Origin of the sequence: Propionivibrio limicola, from assembly GCF_009469695.1 — a bacterium.
Classification (GTDB): Bacteria; Pseudomonadota; Gammaproteobacteria; order Burkholderiales; family Rhodocyclaceae; genus Propionivibrio; species Propionivibrio limicola.
In genome coordinates this window covers 1-18,545 of the sequence record NZ_SSSR01000031.1, presented here as the reverse complement: position 1 = coordinate 18,545, position 18,545 = coordinate 1, and the positions used below count along the sequence as shown (strand labels likewise).

18 protein-coding genes and 3 tRNA genes are annotated in these 18,545 nt (G+C 57.0%); 1 reads left to right on the top strand and 20 read right to left on the bottom strand.

Annotated features, from left to right (window positions below; all coding sequences use genetic code 11):
• Window positions 1-59: 59 nt before the first annotated feature.
• From GH659_RS14470 to GH659_RS14445, 6 genes are all read right to left on the bottom strand, one after another.
• Window positions 60-1,094 carry a M48 family metalloprotease gene (locus GH659_RS14470; RefSeq protein WP_153112144.1) on the bottom strand — a complete coding sequence of 345 codons (1,035 nt, stop codon included), beginning with the start codon at window positions 1,092-1,094 and terminating at the stop codon, window positions 60-62.
• A gap of 12 nt (window positions 1,095-1,106) precedes the next feature.
• Complete coding sequence (locus GH659_RS14465; protein ID WP_211364272.1) at window positions 1,107-1,673, bottom strand: LemA family protein; 567 nt, start codon at window positions 1,671-1,673, stop codon at window positions 1,107-1,109.
• A gap of 65 nt (window positions 1,674-1,738) precedes the next feature.
• A complete protein-coding gene (locus tag GH659_RS14460) occupies window positions 1,739-2,098 on the bottom strand; it encodes a hypothetical protein (RefSeq protein WP_153112143.1) in 360 nt (119 codons plus the stop codon).
• 218 nt (window positions 2,099-2,316) lie between these two features.
• A tRNA-His gene (locus GH659_RS14455) sits at window positions 2,317-2,392 on the bottom strand.
• An 8-nt stretch (window positions 2,393-2,400) separates the two neighbouring features.
• A tRNA-Arg gene (locus GH659_RS14450) sits at window positions 2,401-2,477 on the bottom strand.
• 65 nt (window positions 2,478-2,542) lie between these two features.
• A tRNA-Pro gene (locus GH659_RS14445) sits at window positions 2,543-2,619 on the bottom strand.
• 223 nt (window positions 2,620-2,842) lie between these two features.
• Between GH659_RS14445 and dksA the strand changes: the two genes are divergently transcribed.
• Window positions 2,843-3,268, top strand: a complete 426-nt coding sequence (gene dksA, locus GH659_RS14440; protein WP_153112142.1) for an RNA polymerase-binding protein DksA — start codon at window positions 2,843-2,845, stop codon at window positions 3,266-3,268.
• 94 nt (window positions 3,269-3,362) lie between these two features.
• On the opposite strand, the gene pnp is transcribed toward dksA, so the two are convergent.
• The 14 genes from pnp to GH659_RS14370 all read right to left on the bottom strand — a co-directional run bounded on the left by pnp (window position 3,363) and on the right by GH659_RS14370 (window position 18,364).
• Window positions 3,363-5,477 carry a polyribonucleotide nucleotidyltransferase gene (gene pnp / locus GH659_RS14435; protein WP_153112141.1) on the bottom strand — a complete coding sequence of 705 codons (2,115 nt, stop codon included), beginning with the start codon at window positions 5,475-5,477 and terminating at the stop codon, window positions 3,363-3,365.
• A gap of 187 nt (window positions 5,478-5,664) precedes the next feature.
• Entirely contained in the window at window positions 5,665-5,934 is a 270-nt protein-coding gene (rpsO, locus tag GH659_RS14430; RefSeq protein WP_153112140.1) for a 30S ribosomal protein S15, read from the bottom strand.
• Between the two features lie 137 nt (window positions 5,935-6,071).
• Complete coding sequence (gene truB / locus GH659_RS14425; RefSeq protein ID WP_343030112.1) at window positions 6,072-6,983, bottom strand: tRNA pseudouridine(55) synthase TruB; 912 nt, start codon at window positions 6,981-6,983, stop codon at window positions 6,072-6,074.
• 3 nt (window positions 6,984-6,986) lie between these two features.
• Entirely contained in the window at window positions 6,987-7,388 is a 402-nt protein-coding gene (gene rbfA / locus GH659_RS14420; protein ID WP_246167893.1) for a 30S ribosome-binding factor RbfA, read from the bottom strand.
• A 3-nt stretch (window positions 7,389-7,391) separates the two neighbouring features.
• Window positions 7,392-10,391, bottom strand: a complete 3,000-nt coding sequence (gene infB / locus GH659_RS14415; protein WP_153112139.1) for a translation initiation factor IF-2 — start codon at window positions 10,389-10,391, stop codon at window positions 7,392-7,394.
• A gap of 19 nt (window positions 10,392-10,410) precedes the next feature.
• On the bottom strand, window positions 10,411-11,883 hold the full coding sequence (gene nusA, locus GH659_RS14410) for a transcription termination factor NusA (RefSeq protein WP_153112138.1): 1,473 nt from the start codon (window positions 11,881-11,883) through the stop codon (window positions 10,411-10,413).
• A gap of 37 nt (window positions 11,884-11,920) precedes the next feature.
• Window positions 11,921-12,361 (bottom strand): ribosome maturation factor RimP, encoded by a 441-nt coding sequence (gene rimP / locus GH659_RS14405; RefSeq protein ID WP_153112137.1) that lies wholly within the window; start codon window positions 12,359-12,361, stop codon window positions 11,921-11,923.
• 157 nt (window positions 12,362-12,518) lie between these two features.
• Window positions 12,519-13,502 (bottom strand): 23S rRNA pseudouridine(2605) synthase RluB, encoded by a 984-nt coding sequence (gene rluB / locus GH659_RS14400; protein ID WP_153112136.1) that lies wholly within the window; start codon window positions 13,500-13,502, stop codon window positions 12,519-12,521.
• Window positions 13,486-14,061 carry an SMC-Scp complex subunit ScpB gene (gene scpB, locus GH659_RS14395; RefSeq protein ID WP_153112135.1) on the bottom strand — a complete coding sequence of 192 codons (576 nt, stop codon included), beginning with the start codon at window positions 14,059-14,061 and terminating at the stop codon, window positions 13,486-13,488. Before scpB ends, rluB begins: the two co-directional genes overlap by 17 nt.
• Window positions 14,030-14,887: a segregation and condensation protein A gene (locus tag GH659_RS14390; RefSeq protein ID WP_153112134.1), complete on the bottom strand. Its 858-nt coding sequence runs from the start codon at window positions 14,885-14,887 to the stop codon at window positions 14,030-14,032. Before GH659_RS14390 ends, scpB begins: the two co-directional genes overlap by 32 nt.
• Before the next feature lie 133 nt (window positions 14,888-15,020).
• Entirely contained in the window at window positions 15,021-16,223 is a 1,203-nt protein-coding gene (locus GH659_RS14385) for a tryptophan--tRNA ligase (protein ID WP_153112133.1), read from the bottom strand.
• A 4-nt stretch (window positions 16,224-16,227) separates the two neighbouring features.
• Window positions 16,228-16,896: a site-2 protease family protein gene (locus GH659_RS14380; RefSeq protein ID WP_153112132.1), complete on the bottom strand. Its 669-nt coding sequence runs from the start codon at window positions 16,894-16,896 to the stop codon at window positions 16,228-16,230.
• A gap of 7 nt (window positions 16,897-16,903) precedes the next feature.
• Entirely contained in the window at window positions 16,904-17,530 is a 627-nt protein-coding gene (locus GH659_RS14375; RefSeq protein WP_153112131.1) for an L-threonylcarbamoyladenylate synthase, read from the bottom strand.
• Between the two features lie 3 nt (window positions 17,531-17,533).
• Window positions 17,534-18,364 carry a 3',5'-nucleoside bisphosphate phosphatase gene (locus GH659_RS14370; RefSeq protein WP_153112130.1) on the bottom strand — a complete coding sequence of 277 codons (831 nt, stop codon included), beginning with the start codon at window positions 18,362-18,364 and terminating at the stop codon, window positions 17,534-17,536.
• Window positions 18,365-18,545: the final 181 nt, after the last annotated feature.

Here is an 18,545-nt window from a genome sequence, read left to right as displayed (position 1 = left end):
CGTTCGTGATCACCGGCGCCTCAAAAACCGCCGATCTTCTCAGTTCGGTGTATCAACTTTCAATCGCTGGCCTGTGTCAATTTACAACCGCTGGTGACATCAAACAACGGCCAGCTGGAAACAGGCGTGAGCAAGAACAGGTGGCTGAAGGCCGGGTTGGCGACGAAGCCACATTTCTTGACCAAAGATCCGCCAGCGACAATGGCCCCACTCGCCTTGCTCAACGCCCGAATCAATCCTTCGGGATAGCGCGTCAAGAGCACAGCATCCGCATCGGCAAGAAATTCGCGCCGGCGGGATAGCACATGCTGAATGATCCGACCGACCCACGGCCAAACCAGCGCCCAGCCGACAAGAACCGTCTGTAACCCGATGAGAAGTCTCGCAGACGAAGGGAAATCGCCAAAGAACTCGCCATCGTAAAAGAATTCGAAGAAATACAGCGGAAGAGAAAGCGCAAATCCGAGCCATAGCACTGCCCGAATTGGGAGTGGAACGATCATCGTGCGCAGCATCACCGAAAGGACCGTGTTGAGTCGGGAATCGCGGTTTCCGATATGGGAAAGCTCATGAGCAACGACACCTTCCAGCTCCAGCCTGTCAAGCAGATCAAGCAATCCGCGGGTTACGACCAGACTGGCACGTTCGGGAGAAAATCCGACGCTGAAAGCGTTGGGCGGCCATGAGTCCACAACATACACACTGGGAACGGGAAGCCCGGCACCAATGCACAAATTCTCGACTGTACGCAGCAACTCAGCTTCATCCGCCGATGGAGGCCTTGCACCTACGGTATGCAACGTCGATTCAGCGGCCTTCCGGTATTTGATGACGGCGACAGCCAGAAGCCCCAAAAAGATGACGCCACCCAAAAACACCACAACCCGTATCAGTTGCTGTTCGCTGACACCTTTATCAAGCACAACGGGAGACAACATCAGCAGCCATATGGCGCCGTATTCGACGAGAAAGGCAACGGCAGGAAGAACGAACAGGACAAACAATCCGACCAGAAGACGTGTGGCCCGTTCATTCTCCTGTATTCGGTCGTAAACCAGAACAGAACAGGATACCGGACTTTCATCGCCATCCATCTCGAAAAGCCTCTATTTTTTAAAACTTACATTGACATTACCCCGTCGCTCGCCTGACTCGAAGAACTCCATTGGCGCAAAGCCAAACATTGCCGCCACGATGGATTGGGGAAAGACGCGGATTCTTGTATTGAAATCAAGAACATTCCGGTTGTAAAACTGGCGCGCATAGGCAATCTTCTCCTCGAGATCGTAAAGGTCTTTTTGCAAGGAAATGAAATTCTCCGAGGCTTTGAGTTCGGGATAAGCCTCGACCACCGCAAACAGTCGGCCCAGCGCCTGGGTCAGGAAATTGTCAGCCTCCGCCGCTTGCATTGCGCCTTGTGCATCCTGCAAGGCACTTCGTGCCCGGGTCACTTCCGCAAGGGTATCCTGTTCGTGGATCGCATACCCTTTGACAGTTTCAACAAGATTGGGAACAAGATCCGCTCTGCGCTTGAGTTGTATGTCGATCGCCGACCAAGCCTCCTGAACACGCAAGCGGGATCTCACAAAACCGTTGTAGATCAGAATGCAAACGAGACCGCCCGCCACAAAAAGCGCGACAACAAAAGAGAGAATCAATCCAACAGTGCCCACTGCTCCCCCTTTCGCGCTGCCCCTTACGCTGTGATCCCGCTTGCTCCAATTCGAACAACCTCAACTCAGTCATCGTGCCTGGTCATTGAGGTCATCCAAATAGCAATAAAAACGACCAGGGAAAACAAGGCGTTGCAGGCCAGCGTAGCGATTGCCGTTCTGTATAGCTCAAGCACCAAAAGATCCGCGGAAACAGGCAAACCACCATTCTCGATAGCATAACGCTCGATATCCCATATCCTGTTACCGATCGCCACGCTCAGAGTGCCGATCAGGAACAAAATATACCGCCCCCACACCAATGAAGCCTGTTCACCAAAACTTTTACGAATCAGCCAGTTGAGCGGACGGTTGAATACCAGCGCAGCTAACACGCTGATGGCGACAGCAAGACCGAGATTGGCATAAATAAGGATTGCAAACACAATACCTCCTTATTTTCGAAGCCTAACGCTTGCAAAGGCCGACATCGCCAGACAAAGCCGGCGCATGGGATCATGATTGGCCCAATGAGCCAATCACTTGATTCAATATAGTTAAACAGAGAGTACTGTTCAATTCGCGATGTAAGCACCAACGCAAAAATTTGGCGCCTGAAATGGAAAAGCCCAGTGTAATCATTTGACTACACTGGGCTTTTATTTGGGGCGATGTACCGGGCTTGAACCGGTGACCCTCGGAATCACAATCCGATGCTCTACCAACTGAGCTAACACCGCCATTGTTCTGGCGCGCCCGGCGAGACTCGAACTCACAACCCCCGGCTTAGAAGGCCGGTGCTCTATCCGGTTGAGCTACGGGCGCGAGTCGCGAAACTATCGGGAGTTGCTTACCCGCCGGAAACGCATTACTTACGGTAAAACTAAAACTGGTCGGGGCGGTGGGATTCGAACTCACGACCCTCTGCTCCCAAAGCAGATGCGCTACCAGACTGCGCTACGCCCCGAGAGCTGCACATTCTACAGACCTACTTTCTCTTGGTCAATCATGTAGCCGCATTTTTTACAAATAAAAAGACTCACCATAAGCGAATAAGGCGGATATCCTTGCGTTTCTCGTGGTGTTCCCGGTTCACTTGATTACCGGTCGTAGGGCACTTACTTGCAGTATTGGTCCATTTCTGATATTTAATCGCCTCTTTGCAAAAAACGATTGGATGGTCTTAGAACATGCCTGAAGAATTACTCCAAAAACAGTTCTCTCCTTACACCCCGAAACCGGGCGAGGAATACATGAGTGAAGGGCAACTGGCCCACTTCCGCACCATCCTTGAGACGCTCAAGAGCGAGCTGATGAATGATATTGAGCGGACAGTGCACACCATGCAGGACGAAGCCACCGTCTTTGCCGACCCTAATGATCGGGCCAGCCAGGAGACCGATATTGCCATCGAGCTTCGCAACCGCGATCGCGAACGCAAATTGATCAAGAAAATCGATGAAACGATCGCTCTCATCGACAGCGGCGACTACGGTTATTGCAGTAGCTGCGGCGTCGAAATCGGTATCAAGCGCCTTGAAGCCCGCCCGACTGCTTCGCTCTGCATCGACTGCAAGACACTTGAAGAAGTACGCGAGCGCCAGATCGCCAAGTAACACACCTATAGCTCGCCCCTCTTCTGACGCACAGCGAAACGGGCCACAAACAAAAAAGGACGCGGAAGCGTCCTTTTTTGTTACATCCGGATTATCAGACCGGCATCGCCGAATCGGCCGCCTCGTCCGCAGTCAAGGCCTTCATCGACAGACGCACACGTCCTTTCTCGTCAGCTTCAAGCACTTTGACACGAACCTTCTGACCTTCCTTCAGATAGTCCGCGACGGCATTTACACGCTCATTGGCAATCTGCGAAATGTGCAGCAAGCCATCGCGCCCCGGCATGATGCTGACGATCGCACCGAAATCGAGCAGCTTGAGCACAGTGCCTTCGTAAATCTTGCCAACCTCAACCTCGGCGGTAATCGCCTCGATACGCGCCTTGGCCGCATCAGCCGCCTCGCCATTAACCGACGCGATCGTGATGGTACCGTCTTCCTGAATATCGATAGTCGTACCGGTTTCCTCGGTAATCGCACGAATCACCGAACCACCCTTACCGATCACATCACGGATCTTCTCCGGGTTAATCTTCATCGTGTAAAGACGCGGTGCGTAGGCCGAAATTTCCTGGCGCGGGGTAGCAACGGTTTGCTGCATCTGATGAAGAATATGCAAACGAGCGTCCTTGGCCTGTGCCAGAGCAACCTGCATGATCTCCTTGGTGATTCCCTGGATTTTGATATCCATCTGCAACGCGGTTACCCCGGCGTCGGTTCCGGCCACCTTGAAGTCCATGTCACCAAGGTGATCTTCATCGCCAAGAATGTCGGTCAGGACGGCGAAGCGGTTGCCATCCTTGATCAGCCCCATGGCAATACCGGCGACGTGCGCCTTGAGCGGCACGCCGGCGTCCATGAGCGCCAAGGTAGAACCACAAACGGAAGCCATGGAACTGGAGCCGTTTGATTCAGTAATTTCGGAAACGACGCGCATGCAGTAGGAAAAATCTTCCGCCTTCGGCAGCACGGCAATCATGGCCCGCTTGGCAAGGCGACCGTGCCCGATCTCGCGTCGCTTTGGCGAGCCGACGCGACCGCATTCGCCGGTCGCGTAAGGCGGGAAGTTGTAATGGAGCATGAATCGCTCGCGATATTCACCCGCCAGAGAGTCGATAATCTGCTCGTCGCGCCCCGTCCCCAATGTCGCAACGACAAGCGCCTGGGTCTCGCCCCGCGTAAACAGTGCCGAGCCGTGAGTACGCGGCAGCACGCCGGTGCGAATGGCGAGCGGACGGACAGTACGAGTATCGCGACCATCGATGCGCGGCTCGCCGGCAAGGATGCGGCCACGGACGATTCGCGCTTCGAGCTCGAAGATCATGTTGCTGATTGTCGTCGCATCCGGAGCATTATCGCCAACCGACAAAGCATTGACTGCCTTGTCTGAAATCTCCTTCAGACGCTGCGTACGCTGCTGCTTGCTGGTAATGCGATAGGCTTCCTGCAAGTCAGCTTCGACCAGAGCGCTCAACTTCTCAGAGAGGTCTTCATTGCTGGCTTCCGCCACCCATTCCCATTCCGGCTTACCCGCTTCTTCGACCAGCTCATGTATGGCGTTGATAACGATCTGCATCTGTTCGTGCCCGTATACAACAGCACCGAGCATCACATCTTCTGGCAGCACATCGGCTTCCGACTCAACCATCAACACGGCGGACTGAGTACCGGCGACAACCAGATCAAGGCGGCTATCCTTTAGCTGCGACGCGGTCGGGTTAAGCACGTACTCGCCATTGAGATAGCCAACGCGGGCCGCGCCAATCGGACCGTTGAACGGGATACCCGATACAGCCAACGCGGCTGAGGCACCGATCATCGCCGGAATATCCGGGTCAACTTCGGGATTGAGCGATACGACCATCGCAACAACCTGAACTTCGTTGTAGAACCCTTCCGGGAACAGCGGACGCAAGGGACGATCGATCAGCCGCGAGGTCAGCGTCTCCTTCTCCGAAGGACGCCCCTCACGCTTGAAGAAGCCACCGGGGATCTTGCCTGCAGCATAAGTCTTTTCAATGTAATCGACAGTCAGCGGAAAAAAGTCCTGACCGGGCTTGACTGATTTGTTCCCAACAACGCTCACCAGAACAACGGTATCGTCCATCGACACCATGATGGCAGCGCCGGATTGCCGCGCAATTTCACCCGTTTCAAGCGTTACTTGATGCGCTCCATAGGTGAACGTTTTTTTTGCGATATTAAACATGTACTCCTCTTTCTCAATAATTTATCGCGCACCCACAATACCGATACACGAGTCAACAAAACGCCGGATGGCGTTAACCTGCACAAACAAAGACAGCGGCACTACCCTCCCGGGCAGTGCCGCTGTCTTGCTGTTCAGCAATTGCGCTCCTAGGCGCGCGTAACGCACAGCTTTTTGTGCTGGCAGATTACTTGCGCAGACCGAGACGCTGAATGAGCGCACGATAGGAATCAACATTCGTGCGCTTGAGGTAATCAAGAAGCTTGCGACGGCGGCTAACCATGCGCAGCAGACCACGACGGGAGTGGTGATCCTTCATGTGCTCTTTGAAGTGACCAGTAAGATCATTGATACGGGCCGTCAGGAGTGCGACTTGCACTTCAGAAGAACCGGTATCGCCAGCCTGATGCTGGAAGTCAGAAACGATTTGTGCTTTTTGTGCGACGGTGATCGCCATGTCAAACTCACTTTCAGAAAAACGACGCAGCCCCGGTTTGATAGAGCCCACGCCTGATTGATAAAATTTTCGCTTGGCGCGCGAAGGCGACGATTATATCCGCAGGCAAACGATAGAAGCAAGAAAACCAAACGAGTTCATGACTGACTCACGACCAGTCGCCGCGGCCATATTTCACCGCTCGCTTTCACCTCGCCAACGCCAAGCAACTGACCTGACGCGTAAACACGGCATTTTCCTGCAACACAGCCCCCTGCTGAAACCGGATTTCCATGCGAGAAACGGCTTGCCGCAGTCTCATCAAGAAACACGGGCGGCAAGGACTGCAACAGCGAATCGAGCGGCGACAAACAGGCAGCACGCTCCTCTTCCGGAATTGCGGCAATCTGATCGAGCGTTAACGCGCCCGAAACGTCCAGCACATCAACGGCAATACGCCGCAGCGCCGTCAGGTGGGCACCACAACCAAGCGCATGTCCAATATCTTCTGCGAGCGTCCGGATATAGGTACCCTTGCTGCAAGTCACCCGTAGCCGGCAATGCTCACCGGAGAAGTTCGTCAGTGCAAGCTCCGAAATTGTCACCTCACGCGCTTCACGTTCGACTTCTATTCCCTGACGGGCCAACTCGTACAGTGGCCGACCATTTCGCTTCAACGCTGAATACATTGGCGGAACCTGCCGAATCCTGCCGCGGAAGCGCTCCAACGCCCCTTCAAGATCAGACAACGCGAATGAGGGAAGGCGACGCTCAACAACATCGCCTTCCGCGTCGCCTGTATTCGTCGTCACACCGAACATAAGTTCGGCCTCGTAGATCTTGTCCGCCTCAAGCAAATCGGCCGAGAATTTCGTTGCCTCACCAAAACACACGGGCAGCAACCCTGAGGCCATCGGATCGAGCGTCCCCGTGTGCCCCGCTTTCGCCGCCGAGAACAAGCGGCGAGCACTTTGCAGCGCCGAGTTCGACGTCATCCCAACAGGCTTGTCGAGCAAGAGAACACCATCGACACGCTGCCAGCAGCGCTTTACTTTTTGCTGAATCGACAAGGCTTAGTTTTCAGAAACGTCGTCGGATGAATCTGACGTATTGGAAAGCGTCACCGCTTCATTAATGAGTTTGGTCAGGTCAGCCCCACGTTCGAGGGACTGATCGAATATGAAGTGCAACTGAGGCAAGGTATGAATCGTAATTCGCTTGCCGAGCTCTCGCCGCAAAAAACCAGCCGCCTTTTGCAGACCAACCATCACCTCGGGCAGTTTTTCCCGACCAGCCAAAGTGCTGAAGAACACTTTGGCATGCGAGTAGTCCGCACTTACCTCAACCTCGGTAATACTGACCATACCAACGCGCGGGTCCTTCAGCTCAGTACGAATCAACTCTGCCAATTCGCGCCGAATCTGTTCGCAAACCCGCTCGCTACGAGAAAAACTCTTATGACTCTTGTGCATCATCAATCAAAGCGTCCGAGCCACTTCAGTCGTATCGTAAACTTCAAGCTGATCACCTTCCTCATAGCTTGAGTAGTTCTTCAACGAAAGACCGCATTCGAAGCCGGCACGCACTTCCTTGACGTCGTCTTTGAAACGCTTCAGCGATTCGAGCTCGCCATCCCAAATGACGACATTGTTGCGCAAGAGGCGGCCACGCGACGTACGTTTGACAACACCTTCGAGCACGTAGCAACCGGCAATCGTACCGATCTTGCTGGCCCGGAAAACCTGACGAATCTCCACCAAACCGGTGACCTCTTCACGTTTCTCGGGCGCCAGCATGCCGGAAAGCGCCGCCTTGACCTCGTCCACCGCATCGTAAATGATATTGTAGTAACGGATATCGACGCCAATAGTTTCCGCCGCCTTGCGTGCACCAGTATCGGCCCGGGTGTTGAAGCCAATGATGACCGCTTTCGATGCTTGGGCGAGGTGCACATCGGACTCGCTGATCCCCCCCACGGCCGCGTGGATGACGTTAACCTTGACCTCATCTGTCGACAACTTCTGTAGCGACTGCACCAGCGCCTCCTGCGACCCCTGAACGTCGGCCTTGATGATGAGCGGCAGCACCTTGACTTCGGCTTCACCCATCGACTCGAGAATATTCTCAAGATTGGCGGCTTGCTTGGTCGCCAGTTTCACGTCACGGTACTTGCCTTGACGGAACAGCGCAATCTCGCGCGCCTTGCGTTCATCAACCAAGACCACGGCGTCCTGCCCGGCGGAAGGAACGTCCGAGAGGCCGAGGATCTCAACCGGAATCGACGGACCGGCCTCCTTGATCGACTTGCCGTTTTCATCAAGCATGGCGCGGATACGACCAAAAACCTGCCCCGACAGCAAGACATCACCCTGACGCAAGGTACCTGACTGCACCAAGACTGTCGCCACCGGACCACGCCCCTTGTCAAGACGTGCTTCGATGATCAAGCCTTTGGCCGGTGCATCGACAGGGGCTTTGAGTTCGAGTACTTCAGCCTGCAGGAGAACGTTCTCAAGCAATTCATCAATACCAACGCCGGTCTTGGCCGAAACGGAAATGAAGGGCGAATCGCCGCCATACTCTTCAGGCACAACCTCTTCGGCCACCAGTTCCTGCTTGACGCGCTCGGGATTCGCGTCCGGCTTGTCAATCTTATTCACTGCCACCACGATCGGCACGCCAGCCGCCTTCGCATGGTGAATCGCTTCCCTAGTTTGCGGCATCACGCCATCGTCAGCGGCGACAACAAGAATAACGATATCGGTAGCCTGAGCGCCCCGAGCACGCATTGCCGTAAAGGCTTCGTGCCCCGGCGTATCGAGAAAGGTCACCATGCCACGCGCCGTTTCGACGTGATAAGCACCGATGTGCTGCGTAATCCCGCCCGCCTCGCCCGAAGCGACGCGGGTGCGGCGGATGTAGTCCAGTAACGATGTTTTACCGTGGTCAACGTGGCCCATAACGGTAACCACTGGCGCACGCGGCAAGCTCGGAACATCCTTGTGATCGGCCGCTTCATCAAGAAACGCATCCGGATCGTCAAGTTTGGCCGCAAACGCCTTGTGCCCCATCTCCTCGACGACAATCATCGCCGTTTCCTGATCGAGCACTTGGTTGATCGTGACCATCGACCCCATCTTCATGAGGGCCTTGATGACCTCGGTCGCCTTCACCGCCATCTTGTGGGCGAGATCGGACACCGAGATGGTTTCCGGGATATGCACCTCCCGAATGACGGCCTCGGTCGGCGCCTGGAATGCATGCATCTCGTCGGCTTCAGCACGACCGCCACGCTTGCCGTGCTTCCCTTCGCGCCAGCCACCTGTGGTCGCGGCAGCCTGTCCGGAACGGGTTTTCGCCCCGGGGCGCTTGCCACCTTCGCCTTTACCCTCGTCGCCTTTCCACGCTCCTTTTTTCTCACCGGCCTTCTTGTCGCCTGCGCCCGCCTTGGCTGCAGGTTTATGCAAGGTTCGCTCCGACTTGGCAGCTTTGTCTTCAGCAGGACGCTCAACCGCTGTCTGCGCGGCCGTTTGCTTGGCCACTTCGGCCGCCTTCGCCGCAATAGCCTTTTCTTCAGCCTCTTTTTTCAAGCGAACCAACTCAGCAGCACGCTGCTGCTTTTCCAGAAACTCGGCTTCCTGACGAGCACGCAACTCGGCCTTCCGTCGCTCTTCCTCAGCACGGATTCGCTGCTGCTCCTCGCCAATAATCGAGGCGCGCGTCACCACCTTCTTGGTTGCGACCTTGGCTTCTGGCGGCGGAACGGTCTTATCAACGGGAGTTTTCTGCTCGGGCTTCCCGGCAACCTCGCTACCGGATTTGCTGGCCGCTTCCGGCAACTCAACCACCTGCACGACCTCAATAACCGGTTCGAGAGGTGCCACTTCCGTTGGGGCTGACATTTCCACCGTCGTGGCAGACTCAGCGGCCTTGACCGGTTCCTCCGCCTCAACCGCCACCGCCTCAACCGCCACCGCCTCAACCGCCACCGCCTCAACGGTCGGCTCGGACACCACTTCAGCCGCCTGGACCGGCAACATCACCTCCACTACGGGAGGCGCAATCGGCTCAATCTCTTCCGGTTGCACCGGAACTGCAACCGGTTCGGACACGACTGGTGAAACAGCAGAAATACCATCTGCCATACCATCTGTCGTCGCTCCGCCGCGAGCATCGGGCGTATCGCGTTTCACAAGGACGCGCTTCTTCCGCACCTCGACTTGCACCGTTCGCGATTTCCCGTGGGCATCCTGTGCCTTGATCTCGGACGTTTCCCTGCGGGTCAGCGTGATCTTTGTCTTCGACTCGGCTTCACCATGCGAACGGCGAAGATACTCCAGCAATCTGGACTTATCCTGCTCGGTAAGAAGGTCGTCGGCCCTGCTCTTGACCACCCCTGCCTTCTGCAACTGCTCAAGCAGTGCAACTGCCGGCATTTTCAGGTCAGAAGCAAATTGGGCAACACTTGTTTGCGCCATGTGGAATCCTCTTTTCTACTTACTCGAACCAGTGCGCACGCGCCGTGGTAATCAACTCTTTGGCGCGTTCGGCATCGATCCCGGTCATTTCGGTCAACTCGTCAATAGCCAGATCGGCCAACTCGTCGCGCGTCTTGATGCCGTTGGCGGCCAACTTGCCGGCCAACTGCTTATCCATCCCAGCCAGTGACAGCATATCCTCCGAAACTTCGCCGATCTGCTCTTCCGTAGCGATAGCCTCGGTTAACAAGACATTGCGAGCACGCTCGCGCAACTCTTGAACTGTTGCCTCATCGAAAGACTCGATCTCCATCATCTCGTGGAGCGGAACATAAGCCACTTCCTCCAGCGTCGAGAACCCCTCTTCGATCAGGATATTGGCCACTTCCTCATCAACATCAAGCTTTTCCATGAAGAGTACGCGGACTGCTGCCGACTCCGCTTCAAGACGCGTTTGCGACTCTTCTTCGGTCATCAGATTGATCGTCCAGCCGGACAATTCGGACGCCAAGCGAACATTCTGGCCACCACGTCCGATTGCAACGGCAAGATTGCTCTCATCCACAACGACATCCATGCTGTGCTTGTCTTCATCGACAACAACGGACAACACCTCGGCCGGGGCGAGCGCACCGACGACGAACTGAGCGGGATCGGCGGACCACAGAACGATATCGACACGTTCTCCCCCGAGCTCATTGGTCACCGCATTCACCCGCATACCGCGCATACCGACGCATGTACCGATCGGGTCGATGCGTTGATCGTTAGATTTGACGGCAATCTTGGCCCGGACACCAGGATCACGGGCTGCCGCCTTGATTTCGAGCAATCCGTCTTCGACCTCGGGAACTTCCATCTCAAACAACTTGATGATGAATTCCGGCGCCGTACGCGACAGAATCAACTGCGGACCACGCGCCGCACGGTCGACCCGCAACAAAAAGGCCTTGACCCGATCCCCAACACGCAAATTCTCACGCGGGATCATCTGATCACGTGGCAGGACGGCTTCGATCTTTCCGGCCTCGACAATGGCATTGCCGCGCTCCATGCGCTTGATGGTGCCGTTGACAAGATGCTCCTTGCGTTCAAGAAAATCGCTGAGGATCTGCTCACGCTCGGCATCGCGGATTTTTTGCAGGATGACCTGCTTGGCCGCCTGCGCCCCAATTCGACCGAAGTCGATCGGCTCAAGCGCCTCCTCCAGAAAATCGCCGACTTCCACATCCGGATCCTGATTACGCGCTTCCGAAAGCGGCACTTGACGTGCTTCGATAAGGTAGTCCTCGTCAGCCACGACTTCCCAACGGCGAAACGTTTCGAAGTCTCCAGACTCGCGATTAACAACGACACGCACATCCGCCTCATCGTCGATCCGCTTCTTGGACGCGGACGCCAGCGCCAACTCCAGCGCGCCAAAGACAATATCCTTGGGCACATTTTTCTCACGCGCCAGCACATCCACCAGCAGCAAAGTTTCGCGGCTCATTTTCTCACTACCCCCTTATCCTGCCTGACAGCCCTGATCAATCGAACTTCGGAACCAGCCGGGCCTTGTCGACATTCCCCAACTCCAGTTCCACTTCGCCCGTATCGATCGTCAGGCGCACCTTGCCATCCTGCACGCCGTGCAGGACACCATTAAAATTGCGCCGCCCACCCACCGGGAGACGTAGCCGCAGATTGACTTCCGATCCGGCAAAACGCTCGAAATCGGCTTCTTTCTTGAGAACCCTGTCGAGACCCGGCGAAGACACCTCAAGGCGGTCATAATCGACGTTCTCGACCGCCAGCACGCGCGAAAGCTGATTGCTGACCAACGCACAATCATCGACGTCGATGCCTCCACCCTTCGTGGTTTTATCAATAAAAACCCGCAGGATTCGCCCCCGCGGACTTTGCTCGATATCCACGACCTCGTATTCGAGACCTTCGACGGTTCTAGTGATAAGTTCGTGCAAATCCATAGCCACAAATAAAAAATGGGCGAAACGCCCATCCCCCGAAAAAACTGCCCCTGCGAGGGGCGAGCGAAAAAACCCTTTAATTATAACGGGAAACGCCGCTTACGTAAATGATTACGTAGCGGCAAGACAACTCATCCTCCGGTTCAATCCAGCCGCTTTAGCGCCCCCGCCGCTCACTCCATGCCGGACGATCTACAACCTCGGGATTTTCCATGCCAAATTCCTGCATCAGTTTGCGCACTTCCACCTCGCTCAGGTCGAGCACCTTGCCCCGCTTGAGATTCGCCGGCAAAACAAAGGGACCATAGCGCACGCGCATCAGGCGGCTAACCACAACGCCAACGGCCTCGAACATGCGCCGTACTTCGCGATTCCGGCCTTCGAAAATCGATACCCGGTACCAGTGATTCGCACCTTCGCCTCCCGCATCCTCCAGCGAGGCAAATTGTGCCGGACCGTCTTCCAGTTCGACGCCCTCCAAAAGTTGCTTCTGGGCCTCCGCAGACAAATCGCCGAGCACGCGCACCGCATATTCGCGAACGAGGTTATATCTGGGATGCATCAACCGATTGGCAAGATCGCCCGAAGTCGTAAACAGCAACAAACCGCTGGTATTGAAATCGAGACGGCCAACGGCCACCCATCGCCCCCCGGTCAGCCGGGGCAGCGAGTTAAACACGCTCGGACGGTGATCCGGATCGTCCCGTGAGACGATCTCGCCCTCTGGCTTGTGGTAAATGATCACGCGCGGCAAGCGGTTCGAAAACTTGAGATGCACCAACCGACCATTGACCTTGATGCGGTCCCCGGGGCTGGCGGACTGGCCAAGGTGTGCCGTCTCGCCATTGACGTTCACGCGACCGGCGGCAATCAATTCCTCCATCTCGCGACGCGATCCGATGCCGCTCTGCGCAAGCAGCTTTTGCAATCGCTCCGGCTTGCCCGGCAGTTCCTTGTGCCGGCCACGCTTGGAAAGGTCGCGCGCGGGACGGCCTCGCCGACGCTCTGCCGGCTCGGCGCTATGCTCTTCGTTTTCGCGCACCTCAAGCGAGGCGGCCATGGGTTTTTCCCCACGTTGCCGACGGAGGTCGGCAACAGGAGGACGGAACGGTGTCTTGCGGTTTTTATTGGGGTTGGGCATCGGCCAGCTCCAGTGATTGATTCATGATTTCAAGCGGGGGCAGTTCGGTCACGCTGCGCAGACCAAGATCATCGAGAAACTTCTTCGTGGTTGCAAGAAGTGCAGGACGACCCGGCGTATCGCGGTGACCGACAACATCGACCCAGCCGCGCTCTTCGAGCGTTTTTATGACTTGCGTCGACACGGTAACACCGCGAATTTCCTCGATGTCGCCTCGTGTCACAGGCTGACGGTAGGCGATGATCGCCAGTGTTTCAAGCACAGCGCGCGAGTACTTCGGCGGCTTCTCCGGATTGAGCCGCTCGATGAACGGCATGAATTCGGCACGCGTACGAAAGCGCCAACCACTGGCGACCTGCACCAACTCCAGCGGCTGGTCGGCCCAGTCGTTCCGTACGTCATCAAGCAGGATGCGTAGAACATCAGAGCCAATCGCGTCATCGAATGCTTTTTTGAGCTCGAAGAGCGACAACGGTTGCTGCGCACTGAGCAGCACCGCTTCGAGAATGCGTTTGACCTGAGCGGCGTTATCCGGCCGCGGCGTTGCTGATTTCGCCACTTTGCAGTTCTCCGCCTTGTTCTTGTTTACCTTGCCCGTCGGACAGCCTGACGTAAATCGGCGCAAACGCTTCGCTTTGCGTCAATTCCAGCAGATGCTCGCGCGCCAGTTCGAGCATCGCCAGAAAATGTACGACCAGCACTGGACGCCCCAGCGTGACATCGAACATAGCGCAGAATTCGACAAAGCCACCCGCCTCACGCAGAAAGCGCAGGATCTGCCCCATATGCTCGCGCACCGAGAGTTCCTCGCGTTGAATGGTGTGCCGCGTCGACAACTTGCTTTGCCGCAGGATCGCCCGCCAGGCATCCCGCAGATCATCGGGACTGACATCCGGCAAGCGCTGGAGCAGCGTTTTCTCGACGCACACTTCAACCCAGTCAAAATCGCGCTCCGCTTGCGGCAGTTCATCGAGCCGCAACGCGGCCTGCTTCATCTGCTCGTACTCGATCAGGCGGCGAACCAGTTCGGCACGCGGATCTTCCGCCTCCTCACCTTCTTCCGCCTTGACCTTCGGCAACAGCATGCGTGACTTGATCTCGATCAGCATTGCCGCCATTACGAGGTAATCGGCCGCCAGCTCCAGGTTCTGCGCGCGCATGGCATCGACGTAAATCAGATACTGCGCGGTCAGCGGCGCCATCGGGATATCGAGGACGCTGATGTTGGCCTTGCGGATCAGATAGAGCAACAGGTCGAGCGGCCCCTCGAAGGCGTCAAGCATGACGGCCATCGCATCCGGCGGGATGTAAAGATCGAGCGGCATCTGCACCAGCGGCTCGCCATAGATGCGCGCTAGCGGTTCGGATACGGCAATTTCGCTCATGACAAAACACCGAAAAACCAGCAACCACAGAGACACAGAGACATGGAGGCACCACAGAGAAACGCGTTTTCGAAGTTTCGTTTTTCTCTGTGCCTCTGTGCCTCTGTGGTGAACGATTTTCCAGTCATTGCGGCTAGCGGTAGCTTAACCCCATCGCCTCGCGCACGTCGCGCATGGTTTCGCGCGCCAGCACGCCGGCTTTCTTGTTGCCTTCGGCAAGGATTTCGCGCACCAGCGACGGCTTGTCGAGGTACATTTGCGCCCGTTCGCGCATCGGCGCCTGCTCCTTGAGGATGCCGTCGATCACCGGTTGCTTGCATTCGAGACAGCCGATACCCGCGCTGCGACAGCCCTTCTGCACCCAGTCCTTGCAAGCATCGTCCGAATAGACCTGATGCAGTTGCCAGACCGGGCACTTGTCCGGATCACCGACATCGGTGCGACGCACGCGCGACGGGTCGGTCGGCATGCGCTTGACCTTCTGCGTCACCGAGGCTTCGTCCTCGCGCAGGGTGATCGTATTACCGTAGGACTTGGACATTTTCTGCCCGTCGAGCCCCGGCATTTTCGACGCTTCGGTCAACAGATAGCCCGGTTCAACGAGAATCTGCTTGCCAGCCCCCGTCAGGTAGCCGGACAGGCGTTCGCGATCGACATGCGACAGGCTTTGCGCTTCATGAATCAGGGTCCGAGCCTGCTCCAGCGCGTTGGCGTCGCCTTCCTGCTGGAAACGGGTACGCAGATGCTCGAAGGAGCGTTTGTTCTTGCTGCCGAGTTTGGCGACCGCTTCCTTCGCCTTTTCCTCGAAGCCCGGTTCGCGGCCGTACATGTGGTTGAAGCGGCGCGCCAGTTCGCGGGTAATTTCGACGTGCGGAATCTGATCCTCACCGACCGGAACCTTGTCGGCACGGTAAATCAGGATATCGGCGCTCATCAACAACGGGTAGCCGAGGAAGCCGTAGGTCGACAAATCCTTGTTCGACAGCTTTTCCTGCTGGTCCTTGTAGGTCGGCACGCGTTCGAGCCAGCCGAGCGGCGTCATCATCGACATCAGCAGATGAAGTTCCGCGTGCTCGGGCACCTGCGACTGGATGAACAGCGTTGCCTTTTCCGGATCGACACCGGCGGCCAGCCAGTCGATGACCATTTCCCATGCCGAATTGGCGATGCCGTGCGGGTCGTCGTACTGGGTGGTCAGCGCATGCCAGTCGGCGACGAAGAACAGGCAAGGGTACTCGTGCTGGAGCTTGACCCAGTTCTTGAGCACGCCGTGGTAGTGGCCAAGGTGCAGGCTGCCCGTGGGGCGCATGCCGGAAAGGACTCGTTCTGCGTACATAGGATTAGTTCAACTGAAAAAGAAAGATAATCAGGCCTTTGAACAGAGCCACGAACGGCCACATGATGTCGCTCAAAATGCCGGTAAAGAGCAAGACCAGAAGAATCGGGAAGCCCCAGCGCTCAATCTGCGCAAATTTCAGCGCCATGCGCAACGGCAACAGGCTGACCGCAATCCGTCCGCCATCAAGCGGCGGCAGCGGTAAGAGGTTGAGCACCATCAGCACAAGATTGACGTTGATTCCGACCACACTCATTTCGGCGAGCGGCACGGAGTACATATTGGCCGGCATCACTTGCGCCAGTTTGAACATGCCGGCCCACCCCAACGCCATCAGAAGATTCGTCGCCGGGCCGGCGGCGGCAACCCACAGCATGTCCCGCTTCGGATTACGGAGACGACCGAAGTTCACCGGCACCGGCTTGGCCCAGCCAAACAGCATGGCACTGCCGGCTGCCAGGTAACTGGTCGCCAGAATCAGGCCGGGCACGAGCAGCGTCCCGACTGGATCGACGTGCCGCAGCGGGTTGAGACTGATGCGACCGGCCGCCCACGCCGTGTTATCGCCAAAATGTCGCGCCGCGTAACCATGCGCCGCTTCGTGCAGCGTGATGGCGAAGATTACCGGCAGCGCAGAAATGGCGATTGTCTGAATCAGTGCGTAGATATCCATTCCTCGGTCACTCGAAAGCAAAGGGTTCCAACGGACCGCGACCAGCGCGCACCAGTTCCGGCGGCATGTGCGTCAGATCGACAACCGTCGTCGGCGTCGTTCCGCAATAACCGCCATCAATGACCAGTTCGATCAAGTCGTCCAGCCGATCCTGAATGATCCATCCTTCGGTCAGCGGCTCCTCATCGCCCGGCAGGAGCAAGGTTGCCGTCAGTAACGGTTCGCCCAGCGTTTCGAGCAACGCCAGCGCCACCCTGTTTTCCGGCACACGCAACCCGATCGTTTTGCGCTTCGGATGCAGTACGCGACGCGGCAGTTCCTTGGTGCCTTCCAGGATGAACACGTAGCTGCCCGGCGTCGTCGCCTTGAGCAGCCGATACTGCGCATTGTCGACACGCGCAAACTGGGCAATCTGCGAAAGGTCGCTGCACATCAGCGTCAGATGGTGACGGTCGTCGACACCGCGAATCTGTCGGATACGCTCAACAGCCTCCTTGTCGCCCAAACGGCAGCCCAACGAATAACATGAGTCGGTCGGGAATGCGATGATCCCGCCGTTACGGACGACCTCCGCCGCCTGCGCCAGCAGGCGCGGTTGCGGATCGTCCGGATGAATCGATAAAAAACGAGCCATGAATCAAAAAGCTTCCCAAACAGGCGTCAGGTCGGGCGGCAGCGGCGGCAACTTGCCAAGCCCCACATAGCTCTCGCCCGGACCGTGATAATCGGAACCGCATGACGCCAACAAATCATATTTACGAGCCAGTCGGGCGAACGTCTTCACATTGTCGGCGGAATGACTACCCGATATGACCTCCACCGCGCGGCCGCCATGCAGCTTGAACTCGTCGAACAGGCGTCGCATCTCGCCCTTCGAAAACTTGTACCGCCCCGGATGGGCCATAACGGCGATGCCACCCGCCCTGACGATCCAGCCGACGGCGTCCTGCATGGTCGGCCAGCGATGCGCAACGTACCCCGGCCGCCCCGGCACGAGATAGGAATCAAAAACGCTGCGCACGTCCTTGCAGACACCGATCTCGACGAGATAGCGGGCGAAATGGGCGCGACCGATCAGGTTCGGGTTACCGGCATAACGCATCGCACCATCGAACGTGCCCTTGATGGCAATTTGCTCGAACGCTTCCGACATCCGCCGCGCCCGGCTGACCCGCCCAGCGCGGATCGATTCGAGACCGGCGTTGAGCGCCGCATCGCCGGCATCGAAATTGAGGCCGACGATATGCACCTGCGACTCCATCCACTCAATCGAAATCTCGACGCCGTTGATGAACCGAACCCCGGCCTCGTCAGCCGCCGCGCGGGCCTCTTCCAACCCGCCCAGATCATCGTGATCGGTCAGCGCCAGAATCTCGACGCCGTTCTGCGCCGCCAACCGCACCACTTCCGCCGCGGACAGCAGTCCATCGGACGCGGTGGAATGGCAATGAAGGTCGACGTTGGGCACGGGAGAGGGCACAGCCAGTAGAAATCAAGCCGGCGATGATAGCACAGAGCCCCCTCGCCCCCCCGCATTGGAGCTGTTCGCTCAGGGCAATCGCATCAAACCTACCCGAGTCCAAGGATGGACTCCCGGTAGGCATCAGAGGAGGCGGCGAGGATTCTGCGCGTATGAATGCCAGCCTTTC